The sequence below is a fragment of the Streptomyces sp. NPDC037013 genome, from assembly GCF_055607265.1.
Genome location: NZ_JBVJRV010000004.1, coordinates 1 through 21,236, shown reverse-complemented (window position 1 = coordinate 21,236; position 21,236 = coordinate 1). Strand labels below are relative to the sequence as shown.

The 21,236-nt window shown below is 70.1% G+C and carries 18 protein-coding genes and 1 riboswitch; of the genes, 5 read left to right on the top strand and 13 right to left on the bottom strand.

What is annotated here, in order from left to right:
• Positions 1–118 precede the first annotated feature (118 nt).
• Positions 119–940 (top strand): PhzF family phenazine biosynthesis protein, encoded by an 822-nt coding sequence (locus ACZ7DY_RS14590; RefSeq protein ID WP_471134649.1) that lies wholly within the window; start codon positions 119–121, stop codon positions 938–940.
• A 154-nt stretch (positions 941–1,094) separates the two neighbouring features.
• Here ACZ7DY_RS14590 and ACZ7DY_RS14585 read toward each other — a convergent pair whose 3' ends face one another.
• Positions 1,095–1,898 (bottom strand): CPBP family intramembrane glutamic endopeptidase, encoded by an 804-nt coding sequence (locus tag ACZ7DY_RS14585; protein ID WP_471134646.1) that lies wholly within the window; start codon positions 1,896–1,898, stop codon positions 1,095–1,097.
• 186 nt (positions 1,899–2,084) lie between these two features.
• Between ACZ7DY_RS14585 and ACZ7DY_RS14580 the strand changes: the two genes are divergently transcribed.
• Complete coding sequence (locus ACZ7DY_RS14580) at positions 2,085–3,872, top strand: substrate-binding and VWA domain-containing protein (protein WP_471134643.1); 1,788 nt, start codon at positions 2,085–2,087, stop codon at positions 3,870–3,872.
• A gap of 55 nt (positions 3,873–3,927) precedes the next feature.
• On the opposite strand, the gene ACZ7DY_RS14575 is transcribed toward ACZ7DY_RS14580, so the two are convergent.
• Positions 3,928–5,448, bottom strand: a complete 1,521-nt coding sequence (locus ACZ7DY_RS14575; protein ID WP_471134641.1) for a glutamate-cysteine ligase family protein — start codon at positions 5,446–5,448, stop codon at positions 3,928–3,930.
• A 483-nt stretch (positions 5,449–5,931) separates the two neighbouring features.
• On the opposite strand from ACZ7DY_RS14575, the gene ACZ7DY_RS14570 reads away from it, so the two are divergent.
• Positions 5,932–6,516: a hypothetical protein gene (locus tag ACZ7DY_RS14570; RefSeq protein ID WP_471134638.1), complete on the top strand. Its 585-nt coding sequence runs from the start codon at positions 5,932–5,934 to the stop codon at positions 6,514–6,516.
• 304 nt (positions 6,517–6,820) lie between these two features.
• Positions 6,821–7,027, top strand: coding sequence for a DUF5999 family protein (locus ACZ7DY_RS14565; protein WP_362342245.1), 207 nt, complete (start codon positions 6,821–6,823; stop codon positions 7,025–7,027).
• A gap of 102 nt (positions 7,028–7,129) precedes the next feature.
• Here the strand turns inward: ACZ7DY_RS14565 and gcvP are convergent, their stop codons facing one another.
• Positions 7,130–10,018, bottom strand: a complete 2,889-nt coding sequence (gcvP, locus tag ACZ7DY_RS14560; protein ID WP_471134635.1) for an aminomethyl-transferring glycine dehydrogenase — start codon at positions 10,016–10,018, stop codon at positions 7,130–7,132.
• A gap of 187 nt (positions 10,019–10,205) precedes the next feature.
• A riboswitch (glycine riboswitch) is annotated at positions 10,206–10,304 on the bottom strand.
• Positions 10,305–10,448: 144 nt separating this feature from the next.
• Here gcvP and ACZ7DY_RS14555 point away from each other — a divergent pair.
• A complete protein-coding gene (locus ACZ7DY_RS14555; RefSeq protein WP_471134632.1) occupies positions 10,449–10,835 on the top strand; it encodes a PRC-barrel domain-containing protein in 387 nt (128 codons plus the stop codon).
• A 100-nt stretch (positions 10,836–10,935) separates the two neighbouring features.
• Here ACZ7DY_RS14555 and ACZ7DY_RS14550 read toward each other — a convergent pair whose 3' ends face one another.
• From ACZ7DY_RS14550 to ACZ7DY_RS14505, 10 genes are all read right to left on the bottom strand, one after another.
• A complete protein-coding gene (locus ACZ7DY_RS14550; RefSeq protein ID WP_471134629.1) occupies positions 10,936–12,477 on the bottom strand; it encodes a DNA polymerase IV in 1,542 nt (513 codons plus the stop codon).
• Between the two features lie 47 nt (positions 12,478–12,524).
• Positions 12,525–13,139, bottom strand: a complete 615-nt coding sequence (locus ACZ7DY_RS14545) for a MerR family transcriptional regulator (RefSeq protein ID WP_471134626.1) — start codon at positions 13,137–13,139, stop codon at positions 12,525–12,527.
• Positions 13,140–13,310: 171 nt separating this feature from the next.
• Positions 13,311–13,784, bottom strand: a complete 474-nt coding sequence (locus ACZ7DY_RS14540; RefSeq protein WP_063795355.1) for a bifunctional nuclease family protein — start codon at positions 13,782–13,784, stop codon at positions 13,311–13,313.
• Positions 13,785–13,859: 75 nt separating this feature from the next.
• Complete coding sequence (ftsR, locus tag ACZ7DY_RS14535) at positions 13,860–14,603, bottom strand: transcriptional regulator FtsR (protein WP_471134624.1); 744 nt, start codon at positions 14,601–14,603, stop codon at positions 13,860–13,862.
• Between the two features lie 44 nt (positions 14,604–14,647).
• Positions 14,648–15,610, bottom strand: coding sequence for an FHA domain-containing protein (locus ACZ7DY_RS14530; RefSeq protein WP_471136635.1), 963 nt, complete (start codon positions 15,608–15,610; stop codon positions 14,648–14,650).
• Between the two features lie 82 nt (positions 15,611–15,692).
• Positions 15,693–16,523 (bottom strand): DUF881 domain-containing protein, encoded by an 831-nt coding sequence (locus tag ACZ7DY_RS14525; RefSeq protein WP_471134622.1) that lies wholly within the window; start codon positions 16,521–16,523, stop codon positions 15,693–15,695.
• A 5-nt stretch (positions 16,524–16,528) separates the two neighbouring features.
• Complete coding sequence (locus ACZ7DY_RS14520; RefSeq protein WP_003988855.1) at positions 16,529–16,861, bottom strand: small basic family protein; 333 nt, start codon at positions 16,859–16,861, stop codon at positions 16,529–16,531.
• Positions 16,858–17,757, bottom strand: a complete 900-nt coding sequence (locus tag ACZ7DY_RS14515) for a DUF881 domain-containing protein (protein ID WP_471134620.1) — start codon at positions 17,755–17,757, stop codon at positions 16,858–16,860. The genes ACZ7DY_RS14520 and ACZ7DY_RS14515 overlap by 4 nt, the downstream gene beginning before the upstream one ends.
• Before the next feature lie 90 nt (positions 17,758–17,847).
• Positions 17,848–20,343: a sugar phosphate nucleotidyltransferase gene (locus ACZ7DY_RS14510; protein ID WP_471134617.1), complete on the bottom strand. Its 2,496-nt coding sequence runs from the start codon at positions 20,341–20,343 to the stop codon at positions 17,848–17,850.
• A gap of 110 nt (positions 20,344–20,453) precedes the next feature.
• Positions 20,454–21,062 (bottom strand): CDP-alcohol phosphatidyltransferase family protein, encoded by a 609-nt coding sequence (locus ACZ7DY_RS14505; protein ID WP_471134615.1) that lies wholly within the window; start codon positions 21,060–21,062, stop codon positions 20,454–20,456.
• Positions 21,063–21,236: the final 174 nt, after the last annotated feature.

Here is a 21,236-nt window from a genome sequence, read left to right as displayed (position 1 = left end):
AGGGCGGGCCTGACCTGCGGGCTCAGCGCCCCACACAGGCCAATCGTCCAACCAATCCAGTCCAGACACCCCGAATTGGCCTTACCTTCTCCGTCCGCGGCCCTCTACGGTCGTTCCCATGCCGACTTCCCACCGCATCCGCATCGTCGACGCCTTCACGGACCGCCCCTTCGCCGGCAACCCGGCCGGGGTCCTCCTGCTCGACGCATTCCCCGACGACACCTGGCTCCAGAACGTGGCCAAGGAGGTCAACCACGCGGAGACCGCCTTCGCGCACCCGCTCCCGGCGGGCGGCGACGCCGACTGGGCGCTCCGCTGGTTCACGCCCGCCACCGAGGTCGACCTCTGCGGCCATGCCACTTTGGCCACGGCGCACGTCCTGCACACCACGGGCACCGCGTCCGGCACGGTCCGCTTCGCCACGCGCAGCGGCGTCCTCACCGCCACCGCGCACGACGACGGCGGCCTCACCCTCGACTTCCCGACCGCGCCCCTCACCCCGACCGAGCTGCCCGACGGAGCAGCACAGGCCCTGGGCGCCGAGCCGCTCACCGCGTACGACACCGGGCGGCACATCGGGGACGTGCTGGTCGAGCTCGCCGACGAGAAGGCCGTCAGGGCGCTGGCCCCGGACCACAAGTCCCTCGTCCGCTTCTCCGAGCGCGGCATCATCGCCACGGCCCGGGCCGAGGACCCCTCCCGCGGCTACGACTTCGTCTCGCGCTGTTTCTTCCCGCGCGTCGGCATCGACGAGGACCCGGTGACGGGCAGCGCGCACACCGCCCTCGCCCCCTTCTGGTCCGAGCGCCTCGGCCGCACCGACCTGACCGGTCTGCAGGCCTCGCCCCGCAGCGGCCTGGTCCGCACGCGACTGCGCGGCGAGCGCACCCTCCTGAGCGGCCACGCGATCACGGTCATCGAGGGCGAGCTGCTCGCCTGAAGACACGCCCGAAAGACACGCGGGCGGCGAGCGCCCCCGCGGACAGCACTGTGGGGACGTACGAGATCTTCGTACGTCCCCACAGTGTCGAACCGGACCCGGACTGAGCCGAACCGAACCGAGCCGAACCAGACCGCCTCGCCGAGGCGGCACCTCACGTCGGCGTCGGCAGCCACCCCACCTTACCGGCGAGCAGCGCGTATCCGACGAACGCCCCGATGTCCAACAGGGAGTGGGCCACCACGAGCGGCCCCACCCGCCCCCACCTGCGGTACAGCAGCACGAAGACCACGCCCATGGCGACGTTGCCGAGGAATCCGCCGATCCCCTGGTACAGGTGGTAGGAGCCCCGCAGCACCGAACTGCCCACCAGCGCGGCCATCGGCGTCCACCCCAACTGCCCGAGCCTGCGCAGCAGATAGCCGACGACGATCACTTCCTCCAGGACCGCGTTCTGCACCGCGGAGAGCACGAGGACGGGGTACTTCCACCACACGTTCGGCAACGCCTCGGGCACCACGGTGAGGTTGAAGCCGAGCCCGCGGGCCGCCAGGTAGAAGGCGATGCCCGTACTGCCGATCACGGCGGCGACGGCGGCCCCGCGCCCCAGGTCCGGCCACGGCCGCGTCCGGTCGAAACCGATCGTCCGCAGCCCCGCCCGCTCCCGCAGCAGGAAGTGCGCGACCAGCGCGACCGGCACCAACGCCGTGGCGATTCCGAACAATTGCCACGCGAGATCCAGCCAGGGACGCCCAGGCGCCGCCGACGCGTTCATCGTGGCCGCCTGGTCCTTCAGGCCGCCCGGTCTGGTCACCGACCCGACAAAGCTGATCAGGGCGGACACACCACTCGCCCCGAGCGAGAGAGCCAGGACGAGCAGCGTCTCATCCCGAAGAATCCGCGGCGAACCGCCCTCCGCTCGAAAAGAACCGGCCATCGGCCCCGGCTCCGCTTGCACTTCCGCCTCCAGTTGAGTAATCCCGCCTCATCCCCATCCTCGCCCCACTAGGGTCTCGAAAGAAGTTACGAAGATCGTGCGCGACAGGCCGAGGGGGACGGACGCCTAATTCGGGCGTGGACGCCTAATTCGGGCGTACAGCCCCCTCTTTCCTTGCTTCATCACTCAAGGAGGGGCACCACCGCCATGGGACGTCACAGCTTGCCCGATGAGCGCGGGGCGGCAGCGCCCGACCCCCGACCGCGTGCGCGCGGCCGCACGGTCGCCATCGCCGCGGTGTTCGTCCTGATGATCGCGGCGGGTACGGCGGTGGCGGTCCGCGGCGGAGTGCTCTCCTTCGGCGGCTCCTGCGGCGACGACGCGGTCCGCCTCGACGCCGTCGCCGACCCGGCCGTGGCCCCGGCCCTGCGCGAGGCGGCCGACGAGGCCCGCGAGAAGGAGATCACCTCCGACGGCCACTGCATCGACGTACGGGTCACCGCGCGCGATTCGTACGAGGTCACCGCCGAACTCCGCGCCGGCGGCAAGGATCCGGAGTACGACGTGTGGGTGCCGGACTCCGGGCTGTGGGTGCAGCGCGTGGGCCTCGGCGCCAAACAGACCAAGGTGGCACCGGCGGGCAACATCGCCTCCTCCCCCGTCGGCATCGGCATGCTCCCGTCCGCCGCGAAATCGCTGGGCTGGCCCAAGAAGACGTACACCTGGCCGGAGTTGACCACGGCCGCCATGAAGAGCGACGAGCTCCGCCTGGGCGCCGCCGACCCGGCCCGCAGCGCGAGCGGTCTGCTCGCCCTCGCCAAAATGGGCGCCTCGGCGAAGAAGCAGGGCGGCAAAGCCGGCGGCACCCAGGCCGCCGCCCTCGCCAAAGCCCTGTCGACCCACACCTCGGACAGCGACGCCCGGCTCCTGAAGACCCTCGCCCGCGATGGCTCCGGCAGCGGCTCCGGCTCCGAACAGGGCAAGCACCGCCGCAATCAGGCCCTGATCCTCTCCGAGCAGGCGGCGTACGCGCACAACGCGTCGGCAGGAGAGGAGAACAGCCTCGACCTCTTCTATCCCGAGGACGGCTCACCCCGGCTCGACTATCCTTACACGCTCGTCGAGGACCAGGAGATGTCCACCGACACGAGCCGCGCGGCCCTGCGCTTCATGACGATGTTCAGCGACGACGAGGGCCGGCGGATCCTGACGGAGCACGGCTTCCGCACCGACCCCGGCCGGCCGTCGGACAGGCTGGTCACGGCCGCGGGCGGCCGCACCCCGCAGCCGTACGCGGCCGAGGCGACCGATCCGCCCTCCGACAAGCAGGTCCAGGAGACCCTCGGCATGTGGACGATCACCGTGCAGAGCGCCCGGCTCAGCACGGTCGTCGACGCCTCGGAGTCCATGCGCCAGATCGTCCCCGGCCGCGGCAGGTCCCGCATGGAGATCACCAAGGCCTCGCTGCTGCGGGCCCTCGCGGGCTTCACCGACGAGGACGAGATCGGCCTGTGGGAGTTCGCCACCCGGCTGGACGGCGCCCGCGACTACCGCAAGCTGGAGCCGACCGAGCGCCTCGGCGACCGCAAGGGCGGCACCACCCACCGCGACAGGCTCTCGGCGGCCTTCAGCGGACTGCAGCCCGTGCCGGGCGGCGCCACCGGCCTGTACGACACCACGCTCGCCGCCTACAAGGAGGCACGCTCGACGTACGCGAGCGGCAGGTTCAACGCCCTCGTCATCCTGACCGACGGCGTCAACCAGGACCCGGGCAGCATCTCGCGCGGCTCCCTCATCTCCCGGTTGGAGAGGCTCGCCGACCCCAAGCACCCGGTGCCGATCATCGCCATCGCCGTCGGCCCGCAGGCGGACAAGGACGAGGTGCAGCAGATCGCCGAGGCCACCGGCGGCTCCGGCCACCAGGTCGACGACCCGGCGCAGATCCACGCGGTCATCCTCAAGGCCATCATGGAGGCGGGCAGCAACCAGACCTGACGGGACCGGGCCATGGCGCGGCTGAGCCAACGGGGCCGACGGGGCCGGCGGGGGTTCAGCCCAGCGGGATCGCCGGCTCCCGCAGCCCCACGGGCCACGTGTGCACCGGCTCCCCCACATGCATCAGCTCGCAGTACCGCTTGGTGGTCGCGGCGAGCGCCTCCTCCCTGGCCATCCCGCTCTCCAGGGCCCGGTGGTACGTCGTCGCCTGCCACGACGCCCCGTTGACCCGGCGCCGGCACCGCTCCTCGATCACCCCGAGGTACAGATCCCGGTCGGCGGCCTCCACCCCCCAGGCGTCCAGGCCCGCGGCCGCCAGCGGCAGCAGTTCCTCGCGCACGAGCTGGACGGCCGCCACCTCGGCGGTGCCGCCCAGCCGGCCGCGCCGCGGCCACTGCAGCGTGGCGTCGATGCCGTGGCGGCACGCGACATCGAAGTTGCGGGCGGCCGTCTCGAAGGGCAGCCGGGTCCACACCGGCCGCGCCTCCTCGGCGAGCGCCCGCACCAGCCCGTAATAGAAGGCGGCGTTGGCGATGACATCCGTGATGGTGGGGCCCGCCGGGAGGACGCGGTTCTCCACCCGCAGGTGCGGGACGCCGTCGGCGATGCCGTACACCGGGCGGTTCCAGCGGTACACGGTGCCGTTGTGCAGGACGAGTTCACCGAGCCGCGGCACACCGCCCGCGTCGAGGACGCCCGCCGGGTCCTCCTCGTCAAGGAGCGGCAGCAGCGCGGGAAAGTACCGGAGGTTCTCCTCGAAGAGCTCCAGCGGACCGTCGATCCACCGCTCACCGAACCAGGTGCGCGGCCGCACGCCCTGGGCCTGAAGCTCCGGCGAGCGCGTATCGGTGGACTGCAGGAACAGCGGGGGCCGCGACTCGCGCCACAGCTCGCGGCCGAACAGGAACGGCGCGTTGGCGCCCACCGCGATCTGCGCCGCGGCGATCGCCTGCGCCGCGTTCCACACGTCGGCGAAGCGGCCGGGGGTGACCTGCAGATGCAGCTGCACCGATGTGCACGCCGCTTCGGGCGCTATCGACGCGGAGGTGCAGGTCAGCCGCTCCACGCCCTGGATGTCCAGGGCGAAGTGCTCACCGCGCGCCGCGACGATCTGGTCGTTCAGCAAGGCGTAGCGGTCGACGGCGGAGAGATTCCCGAAGACCAGGTCGGCGCGGTTCAGCGTCGGCAGAATGCCGATCATGACAATGCCGGCGGCGAGCTCGTTCGCTTTCCTGTGGGCATAGTTGAGACCGGTGCGCAGCTCTTCGGCGAGCCGGTCGAGTACACGTCCGCCGAGCCGGTGCGGGGCAATGTTCACTTCCAGATTGAACATTCCGAGTTCCGTCTGGAAATCCCGGCTCGCGATGCGCTCGAGAACCTGCGCATTCAACATCCTCGGCAGCCCGTCGCGCCCGGCGAGATTCAGCTCGATCTCCATGCCCATCAGATTCTTGGGCCGGTCGAATCGCTCCTCCTCCAGCAAGCGCTCCAGCCCCGACAGACACTCTCGGAGCTTGCTTCGGTAGTGGTGCCGATCGGCCAGGTCGAACGTGCCCGCCGCGACCTTCTCCCCCATCGAAGCGTCCCTCCTCGTACGGGCGGCCGAGGATCCGGCCGCTGTGTACGGGGGATGATGCCCCGGCAATGTGATCGATAACGCCCCGCGCGGGCGCGTCGGACGCTACGCTCGACACAGTTGCCGTCCGGCACATTCACCGGGCATGGGGCACAGGGAAGATTCGGTTCCGAACCACCTGGTCAAAAGTACCGGCTGGAATCGGCCTACCGCGTACCGCGGGAAATCCGAGGTCACCCCGGTGGCGCCCCCGCTAAATCGGGAGAAACGTCCCAGAAGGACGGCGCATTAAGGCCTTGCCCGTAATATCGGCAGCATCTAGCGGAAACACCGCCCGAACACACTTCGTATAAACTCCGCAATCTAGGCAGAGAGTTGGCGCTCGCGGTTTCCGGCCCCCGCCCCTCTGACCCAGAGCTGACAGCGCCGTCACGCACCCGCCCCCGCTCCACCGTGCCTGTCGAATGAGAGAGGCGACCCACCATGCCGCTGCATGTCCCCCCGGCTCCCGCGCCCGCCCTGCGCAGCGTTCTCGCGGCACTCGGTTCCCCCACAGCCGTACGCGAGGCCCGCACGCCGTCCCTGCGCACCACCCAGGGACCGGTGCATCCGGAACTTCCGCTGCCGGTCCACGTCTTGGACCACCTCACCCCGGAGGGCACCACACCCACCCGCCTCGCCGGGTGGCGCTTCCTGATCCGCTCCGGCGAGCGCGCCGTCGCCGCGGCGGACACCATGCTCACACCGGACGGATGGGCGTTCTCCCACTTCTTCGAGGGCCCGTACATCTCCTCGACCGAGCGGGCGCTCCGCCACGCCGAGGCCATGCCGATGCACTGCCAGCCGCGGCTGCTCTCCGTGCCCGAGCTCTACATGATCACGCTCTGGCTGCACCGCGACTGCACGGACGACGGCGCCGATGGCCTGCTCGCCGCCACCGACCTGCTCGTGCCGCTGGCACCCGCACCGCCCGGCATCGCGGCGCACCGCCCGCACCGCGTCGCCGAACTGCTGCCGATGCTCAACCACCGTCTGACACCGGCGCCGCTGCTGACCTCACCCGCCTGACGGGCCCCCTCTGCCTCCTGTGCCCCGCCGCCCCCGGCCGCGGGGCACAGTGCTGCCCACCCAAGTGGACTAGCCCGGTCAGGCCACCCCGAACCACCCGAAGAGACAGGGAAGTTGGGCTGAACCGTCCGGGCGGGTGATACGTCATTAAGCAGTAGCAGCCGCTGCGGCAAAATCCCTGCGGATTGACGCGCGGAGGGCAACACTGGGATCGGACCGACTACAACGGGGGGCGGTTATGAACACCGCATCGAGCCACAGGACCGACGTCACAGCCATCTCATCGCAGCGAAAGAACCCTTCCATGTGCCAGCACCAACCACCGTGCCCGACAGCCGACTCCGCCGACCGGGAAGCCGCGCTCCTCATGGCGAGCCACCCGGAGCAGGGCTGGAGCCTGCTGTGCAACGGCGTCCTGCTCTTCGAGGACACCGGTGAGCTGCTGCCGGACGGCCAGATCATCGCCCCGCACCGACCACTGGGCACCGATCAGGTCATGACGGCCGCCTGAGCGCCGCTGACACATCCGCACGACCGAGAAGACGAGGGGCCGGCCCGGAGAGAAGTCTCCGGACCGGCCCCGCCGCATGCCCGCTCGGCGCGGGCGCCGGCATCAGTCCTCGTACGCATCCAGCGGCGGGCAGGAGCAGACCAGGTTCCGGTCGCCGTACGCCTGGTCGATGCGGCGCACCGGCGGCCAGTACTTGTCCGACGCGGCGACGCCGGCCGGGAAGACGGCCTCCTCGCGGCTGTAGCCGTGCTCCCACTCACCGCCGAGCGCGGCCGCGGTGTGCGGGGCGTTGCGCAGCGGGTTGTCGTCGGCGGTCCACTCGCCGGAGCCGACCTTCTCGATCTCCCGGCGGATGGCGATCATCGCCTCGCAGAACCGGTCGATCTCGCCCAGGTCCTCGCTCTCCGTGGGCTCGATCATCAGCGTGCCGGCGACCGGGAAGGACATGGTCGGCGCGTGGAAGCCGTAGTCGATGAGCCGCTTGGCGATGTCGTCGACGCTGACGCCGGTCGCCTTGCTGAGCGGGCGCAGGTCGATGATGCACTCGTGCGCGACGAGCCCGGCCGGGCCGGTGTAGAGCACGGGGTAGTGCGGTTCGAGCCGCTTGGCGATGTAGTTGGCCGAGAGCACCGCGACCTGCGTGGCGGTCTTGAGGCCCTCGCCGCCCATGAGGCGCACGTACGACCACGAGATCGGCAGGATGCCGGCGGAGCCCCAGGGTGCCGCGGAGATCGGACCGACCCCGGTCTCGGGGCCGGCCGCGGGCTGCAGCGGGTGGTTGGGCAGGTACGGGGCTAGGTGCTCGCGCACGCCGACCGGGCCGACGCCGGGGCCACCGCCGCCGTGCGGGATGCAGAAGGTCTTGTGCAGGTTCAGGTGCGAGACGTCGCCGCCGAAGTGGCCCGGCTTGGCGAGGCCCACCAGGGCGTTGAGGTTGGCCCCGTCGACGTACACCTGGCCGCCGGCCTCGTGCACCTCGGCGCAGATGTCGGCCACGTGCTCCTCGAAGACGCCGTGCGTCGAGGGGTACGTGATCATCAGCACCGACAGCTCGTCGCGGTGCTTCTCGATCTTGGCGCGGAGGTCCTCGACGTCGATCTCGCCGTCGTCGGCGGTCTTCACCACGACGACCTTCATGCCCGCCATGACGGCGCTCGCGGCGTTCGTGCCGTGCGCGGACGACGGGATGAGGCAGACCGTGCGCTGCTCGTCGCCGTTGGCCCGGTGGTAGCCGCGGACGGCGAGGAGACCGGCGAGCTCGCCCTGCGACCCGGCGTTGGGCTGCAGCGAGACCTTGTCGTACCCGGTGACCTCGGCGAGCCGCTCCTCCAGCTCACGGATGAGCGTGAGGTAGCCCTGCGCCTGCTGGGCGGGGGCGAAGGGGTGCAGCTGCCCGAACTCGGGCCAGGTGACCGGCTCCATCTCGGTGGTCGCGTTGAGCTTCATGGTGCAGGAGCCCAGCGGGATCATGCCGCGGTCGAGCGCGTAGTCGCGGTCGGCGAGCCTGCGCAGGTAGCGGAGCATCGCCGTCTCGGAACGGTTCTGGTGGAAGACCGGGTGCGTGAGGTAGTCGTCCCCGCGCAGGAGGGCCTCGGGCAGCGTGTCCGCGACGGTGGCGTCGAGCGCGTCGACATCGGCGTCGACCCCGAACGCGCCCCAGACGGCGGCCAGCTGCGCGCGCGTGGTGGTCTCGTCGCAGGAGAGGGAGACGTGGTCGGCGTCCAACTTGTGGATGTTCACGCCGGCTTCGCGGGTGGCGGAGACGAGCTCCTCGGCCTTGCCGGGCACCCGCAGGGTCAGCGTGTCGAAGTACGCGCCGTGGACGACCTCGACACCGCCGGCGGCGAGCCCGGCGGCGAGCAGCGTCGCGTACCGGTGGGTACGCCGCGCGATGGACTTCAGGCCGTCGGGGCCGTGGTAGACGGCGTACATTCCGGCCATGACCGCGAGCAGCACCTGCGCGGTACAGATGTTGCTGGTGGCCTTCTCGCGGCGGATGTGCTGCTCACGGGTCTGCAGCGCGAGCCGGTAGGCCTTGTTCCCGTCGGCGTCGACGGAGACGCCGACGAGGCGTCCCGGCAGGCTGCGCGCGAACTGCTCGCGCACTGCCATGTAGCCGGCGTGCGGGCCGCCGAAGCCCATCGGCACGCCGAAGCGCTGCGTCGTGCCGACCGCGATGTCGGCGCCAAGCTCGCCGGGCGAGGTGAGCAGCGTCAGGGCGAGCAGGTCGGCGGCGACGGTGACGACGGCGCCGATCTCGTGCGCCTGGTCGATGAGCGGCTTGATGTCGCGTACGACGCCGGAGGCGCCCGGGTACTGCACCAGTACGCCCACGACACCGCGCTCGGCGACCTCGGCCGGGATGCCCTCGGCCAGGTCGGCGACGACGACCTCGACCCCGGTCGGCTCGGCACGGGTCTGGATGACGGCGATGGTCTGCGGGAGGGCGTCCGCGTCGACGACGAAGACGCCGTTCTTGACCTTGCCCATGCGCCGCGACAGGGCCATGGCCTCGGCGGCGGCGGTGCCCTCGTCGAGGAGCGAGGCCCCGGAGGTGGGCAGTCCGGTCAGCTCGGCGACCATGGTCTGGAAGTTCAGCAGCGCCTCGAGGCGGCCCTGCGAGATCTCGGGCTGGTACGGGGTGTAGGCGGTGTACCAGGCGGGGTTCTCCATCACGTTCCGCAGGATCACCGGGGGCGTGAAGGTCCCGTAGTAGCCGAGCCCGATCATCGAGTCGAGCACCTGGTTGCGGTCCGCGAGGGAGCGCAGCTCGGCGAGGACCTCGGCCTCGGAACGGGCGCCGGGCAGGTTCAGCGCCTCGGCGTTCTTGATCACATCCGGCACCGCGGCGGCCGTGAGCTCGTCGAGCGAGCCGTATCCGACCTGGGCGAGCATCTTGGCCCGCGCTTCCGCATCGGGCCCGATGTGCCGCTGCTCGAAGGGGATGCCCTGCTCGAGCTCGGAGAGCGGGATGCGATTGGTGGCAGTCATTGCGGAGGCCTCCTGGTCTGCACGACCTGCGAGGGGTACCACGGCGCGGGTACCCGGACGGCCTCCCCCTCTGTCATCTCAACCTGAGAGCTTCACAGTCCCGTCTGTCGACAGATCTGCTTTCACCGTCGGTGAGGAAGGGTTCCGAACGTGCCCGCCCGACGCCCGCCCTGCTTTCCAGAGTGACCTCGTCCGTGCGGTACGGGTGCCTGAGAGATTCCGGGGAGGATTTGCTCCTTCGGCGCCTCCTGGAAGCGTGTTCCGGAGACTCTCCCGCACGGGGTCAACAGCCGGACGCCAGCCTACCAGCGAGGACCGTGACCGATCCCTCGAGTGGCCGCCTGCCCCGAAGTGCTCTTTCGTAGTGACTACGAACGATTAAAGATGAGTTACGCCCGGTTTCGTCAAGCCGCGACCATCTGGAGGGCCCGTGCAGACCGACATCGATCCGCGCAACCTGATCGGCCGCAAGGCGTTCGACCGGAACGGGACGAAGCTCGGCACGATCGACGAGGTCTACCTCGACGACGCCACCGGCGCCCCGGAGTGGGCCGCCATACGCACCGGCCTCTTCAGCCGTGACGCCTTCGTCCCGCTGGAGCCGAGTGAGCTGGTCGGGGACGGTACGCTGCGCGTTCCCTTCGACCGCGCTCTGATCAGGGACGCCCCGGACTTCGGAGTGGGCCGCCACCTCTCCCCCGAGCAGGAGCTCCAGCTCTACCACCACTACGGCCTGGACACGACACCACCTCCGTCCGCGCCCCCGCCTCCACCGGACCAGAACTTCGGCCGCATCGCGGGCACGGAAAATCCCTGACCTCTGTTCCCGGCGCGTGGGCCGGTCTCCGCCCGGGCGGCGCGTGACGGGTGTCACCGCCGACGTCACCGCCGGTTTGGACGCCCCCCGGCCGCAGCCCTCACCCCGCGGTCTCCGGGCCCGCCGCACGAGCCGCACTCGACAGAACCTCCAGCTCCGCCCCAGCGGCCCGCTGATCCTCCGGGGCCGGGGCGACCAGCGGCAGCGGCTCGGCGAGGGTCAGCTCCGGGTCATCCGTCCGGAACGTCCGCACCCGCCCCGGCACCACGGAATACGGCGTCTCGAAGCGCACCGTCACCCGCCCGAGACCGCTCCCCTGCACCCACCCGTGCCCGTACTCGGCGTGACGCACATCGAGACCGGCCGCCCACCGCCGCTCGGCCGGCACCACCGGCTCCTCGGCGCCCGCCTCCGCACGCTCCCCCGGCGCCGACCCGGCACCCGCGGCCTCACCGCCCTCGCTCCCGAGGCCTTGCTGAGCCCCCTCCGCGCCGCCCCCGGGCGCCACCTCGGTCGTCCCGGCCGCGCCGGCCGCCTCCGCCTCAGCGAGCGCCTCCGCCTCCGCTTGGGCCTGCGCCTGCGCGAAGAGGTCCTCCTGCGTGTAGTCCGCGAGGCCGGAGACGCCCACGCCGAGCAGCCGCACCCCGCCCGTGGTGTCCACGGACTCCAGCAGCCGCGCCGCGGCCTCCCGCACCACCCCGGGGTCGTCCGTGGGCCCGCGCAGCGTCTCGGAACGGGTCAGCGTCGAGAAGTCGAACCGCCGCACCTTCAGCACGATGGTGCGCCCCGAGTGCCCCGCCGTCCGCAGCCGCTGCACGCACCGGTCGGCGAGCCGGGCGACCTCGCCCCTGATCCGCACCCGGTCATGGATGTCCACGTCGTACGTGTCCTCGACGCTGACGGACTTGCTCTCCCGCTCGGCCACCACAGGCCGCTCGTCGAGTGCCAGCGCCATCGCGTACAGCGAGCCGCCGTGGGCCTTGCCCAGCAGCCGTACGAGCTCGTCCTCGCCCGCCTCGGCGAGCTCCTCCACCGTGAGGATGCCGGCCCGCCTCAGGTGGTCCCCGGTGGCCGGCCCCACCCCGGGCAGCGTGCGCACCGACATCGGACCGAGCAGTGCCCGCTCCGTCCCCGGCGCTATCAGCCGCAGCCCGTCCGGCTTGGCCTCCTCGGAGGCGATCTTGGCCAGCATCTTGGAGACGGCGAGCCCCACGGACCCGGTCAGGCCGGTCACCGCCCTGATGTCCGCCCGCAGCCGCTCCCCCACGGCCCTCGCCGACCTCTCGTCGTCCGCGACGCCACCCGCCTCCAGGTCCACGAAGGCCTCGTCCAGGCTGAGCGGCTCCACCAGCGGGGACAGCTCCCGCAGCAGCCCCATCACCTGCTCGCTGACCTCGCGGTACAGCCCGAAGCGCGGCACGAGATAGGCGGCGTTCGGTGCCAGCCGGCGCGCCTGGCCCATGGGCATCGCCGAGTGCACGCCGAAACGACGCGCCTCGTAGGACGCGGTGGCGACCACGCCACGCGGCCCGAGACCGCCCACGACCACGGCTTTTCCGCGCAGACTGGGCTTCGCGGCCTGCTCTGCGGACGCATAGAAGGCATCCATGTCCAGATGCAGGATCGTCGGCGCGCTTCTCACATCTCCGATGCTGCCCTACGCCACTGACAACGCGACCTCGGACAGCCCTAGACGGCCTTGTTGCGCCGTCTGGCCAGCTCGTCGGCGGGGTTGTGCCCGATGAGGGTCTCCCCGGTGTCGATGCGCTCCCCGTGCAGCTGGGACAGGGCCGCCTCGACGTCACGCCATACGACGCCCACGGCGATCCCGAAGACCCCTTGGCCGCCCTGGAGCAGTTCGTGGACCTCGCTCGGCGATGTGCACTCGTAGACCGTCGCGCCGTCGCTCATCAGCGTCATCCGCTCCAGGTCACGGAAGCCGCGCTCGCGCAGGTGCTGGACCGTCGTGCGGATGTTCTGCAGGGAGACGCCGGTGTCGAGGAAGCGCTTCACGATCTTCAGGACGACGACGTCGCGGAAGCTGTAGAGCCGCTGCGTCCCGGAGCCGCCCGCAGCCCGCACGCTGGGCTCGACAAGCCCCGTACGGGCCCAGTAGTCGAGCTGGCGGTAGGTGATGCCGGCGGCCGCGCACGCGGTGGGACCGCGGTAGCCGATCCGCTCGTGTTCGGACCTCGTGTCCCCGCCCCCTTGGACCGGCGTCGGTCGTGTCGGGGAGTGACCGGCCGCGCTGCCGTGGAGCGGGAACGGACCGCCCACCGCCGTACCGTCGCCGCTGCTTCTCACGCCGACCTCCCTCCTTGACCTGCCTTCACGACGGTAGGCAGTCGCCAGGGGCTCGTCAACGATCGCCACACTCGGCACGCCGAGTGATAATCACCCTGAGAGTGGTTTCCCGTGCCTCGCCGCGGGGAAAGGCTAGCCGGATGGTCCGGCGCAGCCCTTCGGAAGCAACGCTCACTGGCTGTTGGTGCCGAAGTCCTCGGGTGAGATCTGGTCGAGGAACTCGCGGAACTTCTCCACCTCGTCCTCCTGCTCGTCCGGGATCGCGATGCCGGCGTCGTCGAGGACACCGTCACTGCCGAAGATCGGCGTCCCGGTGCGCAGGGCGAGCGCTATGGCGTCGGACGGCCGCGCGCTCACCTCGACACCGCTGGCGAACACCAGCTCGGCGTAGAAGACCCCTTCCCGCAGGTCGGTGATGCGCACTTCGGAGAGCTCCTGGCCCACCGCTTCCAGCACGTCCTTGAACAGGTCGTGGGTCAGCGGCCGTGCGGGTGCCATGCCCTGCTGGGCGAAGGCAATGGCGGTCGCCTCACCTGGTCCGATCCAGATGGGGAGGTACCGGTCGCCTCCCACTTCACGCAGGAGCACGATCGGCTGGTTGGAGGGCATTTCGACCCGGACACCTACGACGTCGAGCTCGTTCACACAGCAACCCTAGGACGTGGCCGGCAGGTTTGGGTAGTCGGGCACCCGCCGAGTACCGGCCGGGTGCGGGGCGAGTCAGGGCAATCTGACCCCGAGCGCCGTCTGCACGAGCGCCGAATGGAGCCTTCCGGTGAGCCCGGCCAGCTCTTTGGTGCGGGCCTCCGCATGGGCCCTGGTCTGCGGATTGCGATGGCGCCGCAGCGGTGCGACCACCTGGTCGACGAGCCCGGCCTCCCGCTCGGCGGCGGCCTTCATGGCCCGCAGATGCCGTGGCTCGATGCCGAACCTGCCCAGTTCGACGACGAGCGAGGCGACCGTGACGGCCTCCGCGTCGTACCCGCCGTCCGGCAACGGTGCGACGAGGCCGTACGCCTCCCACTCGCTGAGCTGGACCTCGTCGATCTCCGCGGCGGCCAGCAGCTCGGCACGGCCCACACGGGCCGCCGTCGGCCCCTCGGCCTCGCCTCGGCCCTGGAGGTCGCCGCCGTCCCGCTGGCGCCCCAGAGACGGCATGGGAGGCCGCTCACCGCGCTCCAGCGCGTCGAGGTGCTCCTTGATGACCTTCAGCGGCAGATAGTGGTCACGCTGCATCCTCAGGACGTGGCCGAGCCGCTCCACGTCCTCCGGGCTGAACTTCCGGTACCCGGACGGAGTGCGCTGCGGCTCGATGAGCCCCTCGGACTCCAGGAAGCGGATCTTGGAGATCGTGACCTCGGGAAATTCGTCACGCAGCACGTTCAGCACGGTACCGATGCTCATCAGCCGACGGTCCGCGGAGGCGGTGCCGATGCCGGCACCGCCCCTCGGTGTTTGAAGCATGGACCTTCCCTGGGGGTGCCCCCCAGACGGCGTCTGGGGGTGGTTCAGATGCCCCGCTGGCTCGCGTAGAAGACCAGGCGGTACTTGCCGATCTGCACCTCGTCGCCGTTCGAGAGCGCCACGGAGTCGATGCGCTCGCGGTTGACGTACGTGCCGTTGAGGCTGCCCACGTCCGAGACGGTGAAGGAACCGTCCTGGACGCGACGGAACTCCACGTGGCGACGCGACACGGTCACGTCGTCGAGGAAGATGTCACTCTGCGGGTGACGCCCCGCGGTGGTCAGCTCACCGTCGAGCAGGAAACGGCTGCCCGAGTTCGGACCGCGGCGCACGACGAGCAGCGCGGAGCCGAGCGGGAGGGCGTCGACGGCCGCCTGCGCCTCCGGGGAGAGCGCGGGAGACGGGGTCTGTCCCGTCGTCTCGGCGTCGTAGGCCTCCAACCCCGAGATGGAGATCGTCGAGGTGGTCTCGGACGCACGCTCCGGCGTGGCCCCGGCCCGCAGCGGCGCACCGCAGTTGGAGCAGAAACGGCTCGCCTCGGCGTTGCGGTTCCCGCACCTCGTACACACCAGGGCCATGGACGGGTCCTCCTGCCGTGGCTGCCCCGCGGGGGCATGAGCTGCGTACGGGTCGGAGGCAAACCCTCCACCCGCACTTGAGGTTGAAGGTTCTCCGAAACCTATGCGGCCGGGACCGGCAGGGTCAACAGACGACGCGCCCTGTCCGCCCGAAATGTCACCACCTGGACCAGCGACCTGATCGCGGAACATCGGGCGACCCGCGCCCTGCTCCTCACCGTCTCCATGGCGCGGGGCACGGTGCCGGGCAGTGGCCGGATTGCCGCTGTCCTCTCGTGCGCTCTTGCCGAACAACTTCGCAAACAACTTCACGGGCGATTCCCCTTGACCGAAACAGACCCGCCCGTGGGGCAGGACGAACCCTGATTGCACACACCGGCATTCATCGGTGAGCCAGACATCCTCACAACGTCCGCGTCCACCAAACAGTTTCCACCACGCACCACACTTACGGTGCGTCGACCCCCCGCAACCTCATGCCCTCGCCTCGCGGCCCCCATGCGTCCGCGCCTCACTGGGAGGACGACCGAGCGTAGTCAGGCCGCTTCGCAGGTCGCAAGGCGTCCACGACGATCTTCTCCGAGCGTTCCACGGTCACCGTGGCCTGCTCCTTCTCCAGAGTCTGCACCACACCACCGGGGATGTTCAGCGCGGGCTCGAGATCCTGTGGCTTGCCGATCACCTTGAAGAGGTACGGCTCGTCGACCTTGCGGCCGTCCACCCGTACGCCACCGCCACCGGCGTCCGACAGATGGGTGCCGGCCACCACACGTACGTCATTGATCTGGATCGCCTCCGCGCCGGCGGCGCGCAGCTCCTGAATGGCGTCGAGCAGCATGTCCGCCTCGATCGCCCCCTTCTTGTCCTCGATGGTCAGCGTGATGCCGGGCCCCTGGGCCGCCACCGTGCCCGCCAGGATGCCGAGTTGCCTCTCCCGCTCGACCGTCTGCTTGCGGGCCTCCTCGGCCTGGTCCGAGCTGTTCTCCAGCCCGGTCCGCTGCTCCTCGAGGCGCCGCTTCTCTTCTTCCAGACGCTGAGTACGGTCATCCAGTTCATCGAGGATGCGCACTAGATCTTCCTGGCGTGCGCCGCGCAGTGCGCTGCTGTCGTTGTTGGACCGCACCTGGATGGCCAGACCGAGCCCCAGCACGAACAACAGCAGGGCCACGATGAGTTGGGGCCGGGTCACCCGCGGCGGCCACAGCCCCTGTACGAGCCGCTGCCGGCCGGTGATGCGGGGCTCCTCCCGGGCGTCCGCCACAGGGGGCTTCTCGGGCTCGCTGGGGACCTCGGCCGGGAGCTCCCTGCGCCGGTTGAGGTCGGGCCTCTCGTCGGAACTCATCGGCGTCACGCCCTGAAGACGTGCCGGCGGATGGCGGCGGCGTTGGAGAAGATGCGGATGCCGAGGACCACGACGACGCCGGTGGACAGCTGGGCGCCGACGCCCAGTTTGTCGCCCAGGAACACGATCAGCGCGGCGACCACCACGTTCGACAGGAACGACACCACGAAGACCTTGTCGTCGAAGATGCCGTCGAGCATGGCCCGCAGTCCGCCGAACACGGCGTCGAGCGCCGCCACCACGGCGATCGGGAGATACGGCTCGACCACCGCCGGTACCTCGGGCCGAACCAACAATCCGGCCACGACTCCCACGACGAGGCCCAGTACGGCGATCACGTTGTGCCCTTTCCTGCCTTCGGCTCTGCTGTACGTACGGTCACGCTCGGCGCTGCCGGCAGCCGGAGTTCGTCCGACACCGAAATGCTGGTCCGGATGCCGAAGTTCTCCTGCAGAGCATGCAGGTACTGACCGTCGTGGCTGTTCTGGAACCGGGTGCTCAAGCGTTTGCCGTCGCCTACCGCAAGCACCGTATACGGCGGTACGAGCGGTCTGTTGTCGACCAGTATCGCGTCACCCGCGGCCCGGATCGCCGACAGGGCGGTGAGGCGCTGGTCGTTGATCGAGATCGCTTCGGCGCCGGACTCCCACAGGCCGTTGACGACGCGCTGCATGTCGCGGTCGCGCACCCGCCCGGTGTCGGAGAATCCGTTGCTCTCGCGCGGGCCGCCACCGCCCTGCTCGGCCTGCTTCTTGTCGTCCACGACGAGCTTGACGCCGGGCCCGTGCACTTCCGTGGCGCCGGAGAGGAGACCCACCAACTCGCCCTGGCTGCCGCCGTGCTTCTTGAGCGCGGCCTCCTGGCGCTCGCCGACGTCGTCACGGAGTTTGTCCACGTCGTCCTCGAGCGCGTCGGCCCCCGCCGTCGCCTCTTCGACGCGGTCGATGAGCTCCTCGCGCTCCTTGGCCACCACCGGGGCCTCTATGCGCGCCTGCGCGGCTCCCACGGTGACGACCAGGGCGGCGAGCACGAGACCGGCCGCGAGACCCAGTTTGGCCCGCAGCGGGCGCGGGACACCGCCGTCGCCTCTGGCCTTCTTGCGGGCCGCCGCCTCCGCGTATCCCTCGTCCAGGCTGTGGTCCATGACGGTGGTGAGCAGCGACATGGACGCGTCCGGACGCCGAGGGCGTGAGGGGGTGCTCCGAACGGGGGGCTGCTGCGGCATGCCGCACATCGTCGCACGTCGCGGGCGCTACCTCCGAATGGCCCCACCGGCGCGCCGGACAGCACCTGTTGCGGGTGCCGTCCGGCGCGCCGTGGCAGGTCAGCGGCCGGCGCTGTCCACCACCGTGGACCACTCGTCGAGCAGCGCCTGGGCGGACGCGTCGTCCGGGCCCTCGGCCCACAGATGGGTGACGGCCTCAGCGGGGTCGGGCAGGACCAGGACCCAGCGCCCGTCGGCCTCCACGACCCGCACGCCGTCGGTGGTGTCCACGGACCGGTCCCCGGCCGCCTCCACCACGCGCCGCATCACGAGACCCTTGACGGCCCACGGGGTCGCCAGGTCGCGCTTGAGGACGTGCGCGCGCGGGATACGCGCGTCGATCTGACTCAGGGTGAGCTGCGTACGCGCCACGAGCCCGATGAGCCGTACGAAAGCGGCGGTTCCGTCGAAGACGCCGCTGAACTCGGGCACGATGAACCCGCCGCGGCCGTCTCCGCCGAAGATGGTCGAGTCGCCGCGCCCCACCCTCGTCAGGTCGTCGGGCGACGTGGTCGTCCAGTCCACCTGGGTGCCGTGGTACGCCGCCACCTGCTCGGCGATCCGCGTCGTGGTCACCGGCAGCGCCACCCGCCCGCTGCGGCGCTCCGCGGCGACCAGGTCGAGCATGACCAGCAGGGCCCGGTCGTCCTCGACGATCCGTCCCTTCTCGTCCACGAGCGACAGCCGCTCGCCGACCGGGTCGAACCGCACGCCGAAGGCGGCCCTGGCGGACGCGACGATCTCCCCGAGCCGCACCAGGCCGGACCGGCGCGCGTCCGCGGTCTCGGTGGGCCGCGACTCGTCGAGTCCGGGGTTGATCGTCAGGGCGTCCACCCCGAGCTTCCCGAGAAGGCTCGGCAGGACGAGGCCGGCGCTTCCGTTGGACGCGTCGACGACCACCTTGAGCCCGGATTCGGCGACCCCGGTCGTGTCCACGTTCCGCAGCAGGGAGCCCGTGTAGGAGTCGAAGACGCTGGACGGGAAGTGCAGATCCCCGATCTCCCCGGGGAAGGCACGCCGGTACTCCTGGCGCGCGTACACCCGGTCCAGCTTCCGCTGGCTGCCCTGCGACAGGTCCGCGCCCTGGCCGTCGAAGAACATGATGTCGACGGAGTCCGGCACCCCGGGCGTCGTTCTGATCATGATGCCGCCGGCACTTCCCCTGGCCGTCTGCTGCCGCGCGACCGGCAGCGGCACGTTCTCCAGGTCCCGTACGTCGATGGCGCTGGCCTGCAGCGCCGAGATCACCGCCCGCTTCAGCGCCCGCGCACCACGCGAGTGGTCACGCGCGGTGGTCACGGTGGAGCCCTTCTTCAGGGTCGTCGCATACGCGCCGGCCAGCCGGACGGCGAGCTCCGGCGTGATCTCCACGTTCAGGATCCCGGACACGCCGCGCGCGCCGAAGAGGTGCGCCTGGCCGCGGGACTCCCAGATGACCGAGGTGTTGACGAAAGCGCCGGCCTCGACCGTCTTGAACGGATAGACGCGCACGTTGCCCTGGACAATCGATTCTTCGCCGACGAGGCACTCGTCGCCGATGACCGCGCCGTCCTCGATACGGGCCGCGCGCATGATGTCGGTGTTCTTGCCGACGACGCAGCCGCGCAGGTTGCTGTGCTGCCCGATGTAGACGTTGTCGTGGACGACGGCCTTGTGGAGGAAGGCGCCGTCCTTCACCACGACGTTCGAACCGATGACGGTGTGCTCACGGATCTCGACGTTCGCCTCGACCTTGGCGTAGTCGCCGATGTAGAGCGGCCCGCGCAGCACGGCGTCGGGGTGCACCTCGGCTCCCTCGGCCACCCATACACCGGGCGAGATCTCGAAGCCGTCGAGCTCCACGTCGACCTTGCCCTCGAGCACGTCGGCCTGCGCCTTGACGTAGCTCTCGTGCGTGCCGACGTCCTCCCAGTAGCCCTCGGCGACATAGCCGTAGATCGGCTTGCCCTCCTTCATGAGCTGCGGGAAGACATCACCGGACCAGTCGACCGGCACATCGGCCTCGACGTAGTCGAACACCTCGGGCTCCATCACGTAGATGCCCGTGTTCACCGTGTCGGAGAAGACCTGGCCCCAGGTCGGCTTCTCGAGGAAGCGCTCGACCTTTCCCTCTTCGTCGACGATGGTGATGCCGAATTCCAGCGGGTTGGGCACGCGCGTCAGACAGACGGTGACGAGCGCGCCCTTTTCCTTGTGGAAGGAAATGAGCTCACTGAGGTCGAAGTCGGTCAGCGCGTCACCGGAGATCACCAGGAAGGCGTCGTCCTTCAGCGCTTCCTCGGCGTTCTTCACGCTGCCCGCGGTGCCGAGCGGTTTCTCCTCGTTGGCATAGGTGAGCTCCATCCCGAGCTCTTCGCCGTCGCCGAAGTAGTTCTTGACGAGCGATGCCAAGAACTGCACTGTTACTACGGTCTCGGTGAGCCCGTGCCTCTTGAGCAGCCGAAGCACATGCTCCATGATCGGCCTATTGGCCACAGGAAGGAGCGGCTTGGGCATGCTCGAGGTCATGGGGCGAAGGCGCGTGCCCTCACCACCGGCCATCACGACGGCCTTCATGTCGGAAACGTCCTCCTCATAGACGACGATCTGGCCGACTCAGCTCACCGAGATGACACGCATATGTCAGATGCGGGTCTTCGAGCCCTACAGCTGCCGAATCGGCAAGCTCAATCGGCCAGGTTGTCCGCTTTGACAAGTCTGCGGACCTGAACCACGTATAGGATCCCTGCCCACCAATACAGGGTTGTACCCCATCCTGCGAACGCCCATCCGAAAATAGCAGCGGGTGTGGCGATCCAGCCACTTGCATCGCTGAGGAGCAGGAGCGGAAAGGCGTACATCAGGTTGAAGGTCGCGGCCTTGCCCAGAAAGTTCACCTGCGGCGGCGGATAGCCGTGCCGCCTGAGGATCCCGACCATCACCAGCAGAACCGTCTCGCGCAGCAGCAGCGCCGCTGTCAGCCAGAGCGGCAGAATCTCCCGCCACGTCAGACCGACGAGCGTCGAGAGGATATAGAGCCGGTCGGCCGCGGGGTCGAGGAGCCTGCCGAGCTTGCTGATCTGATTCCAGCGGCGGGCCAGCTTGCCGTCGAGGTAGTCACTGACACCGCTCAGCGCCAGAACCAGCAGCGCCCAACCGTCGCTGTTGGGGCCCCCGAACTCCGGCCTGAGGATCAGCCACAGGAAGAGGGGCACGCCGGCGAGGCGCGCCATGCTGAGGATGTTCGGGATGGTGAGGACACGGTCCGTCTGGACGCGCGTCTCCTGGACCTCCACCCGGGGGCCTCCTGTGGGAAAAGAGCCAATGATGCCCCCTGACCTTACCCTCAGTCGCCATGGGTCGGTGCAGAGGGGTGGCCGGCCGCCTCTGACGGAAACCCTGGAACTGACGAAAGCCCTGGAACGCAGAAAACCCCCGCACCGAAAGGTGCGGGGGTTTTCTCCAAAAGG

Excerpts from the sequence above, each read along its gene's own strand:
- ftsR (WP_471134624.1), bottom strand. The coding sequence starts at position 14,603 with ATGCTTCAAACACCGAGGGGCGGTGCCGGCATCGGCACCGCCTCCGCG.
- ACZ7DY_RS14575 (WP_471134641.1), bottom strand. The coding sequence starts at position 5,448 with ATGGGGGAGAAGGTCGCGGCGGGCACGTTCGACCTGGCCGATCGGCAC.
- ACZ7DY_RS14515 (WP_471134620.1), bottom strand. The coding sequence starts at position 17,757 with ATGTGCGGCATGCCGCAGCAGCCCCCCGTTCGGAGCACCCCCTCACGC.
- ACZ7DY_RS14565 (WP_362342245.1), top strand. The coding sequence starts at position 6,821 with ATGTGCCAGCACCAACCACCGTGCCCGACAGCCGACTCCGCCGACCGG.
- gcvP (WP_471134635.1), bottom strand. The coding sequence starts at position 10,018 with ATGACTGCCACCAATCGCATCCCGCTCTCCGAGCTCGAGCAGGGCATC.
- ACZ7DY_RS14570 (WP_471134638.1), top strand. The coding sequence starts at position 5,932 with ATGCCGCTGCATGTCCCCCCGGCTCCCGCGCCCGCCCTGCGCAGCGTT.
- ACZ7DY_RS14590 (WP_471134649.1), top strand. The coding sequence starts at position 119 with ATGCCGACTTCCCACCGCATCCGCATCGTCGACGCCTTCACGGACCGC.
- ACZ7DY_RS14510 (WP_471134617.1), bottom strand. The coding sequence starts at position 20,343 with ATGAAGGCCGTCGTGATGGCCGGTGGTGAGGGCACGCGCCTTCGCCCC.
- ACZ7DY_RS14580 (WP_471134643.1), top strand. The coding sequence starts at position 2,085 with ATGGGACGTCACAGCTTGCCCGATGAGCGCGGGGCGGCAGCGCCCGAC.
- ACZ7DY_RS14525 (WP_471134622.1), bottom strand. The coding sequence starts at position 16,523 with ATGAGTTCCGACGAGAGGCCCGACCTCAACCGGCGCAGGGAGCTCCCG.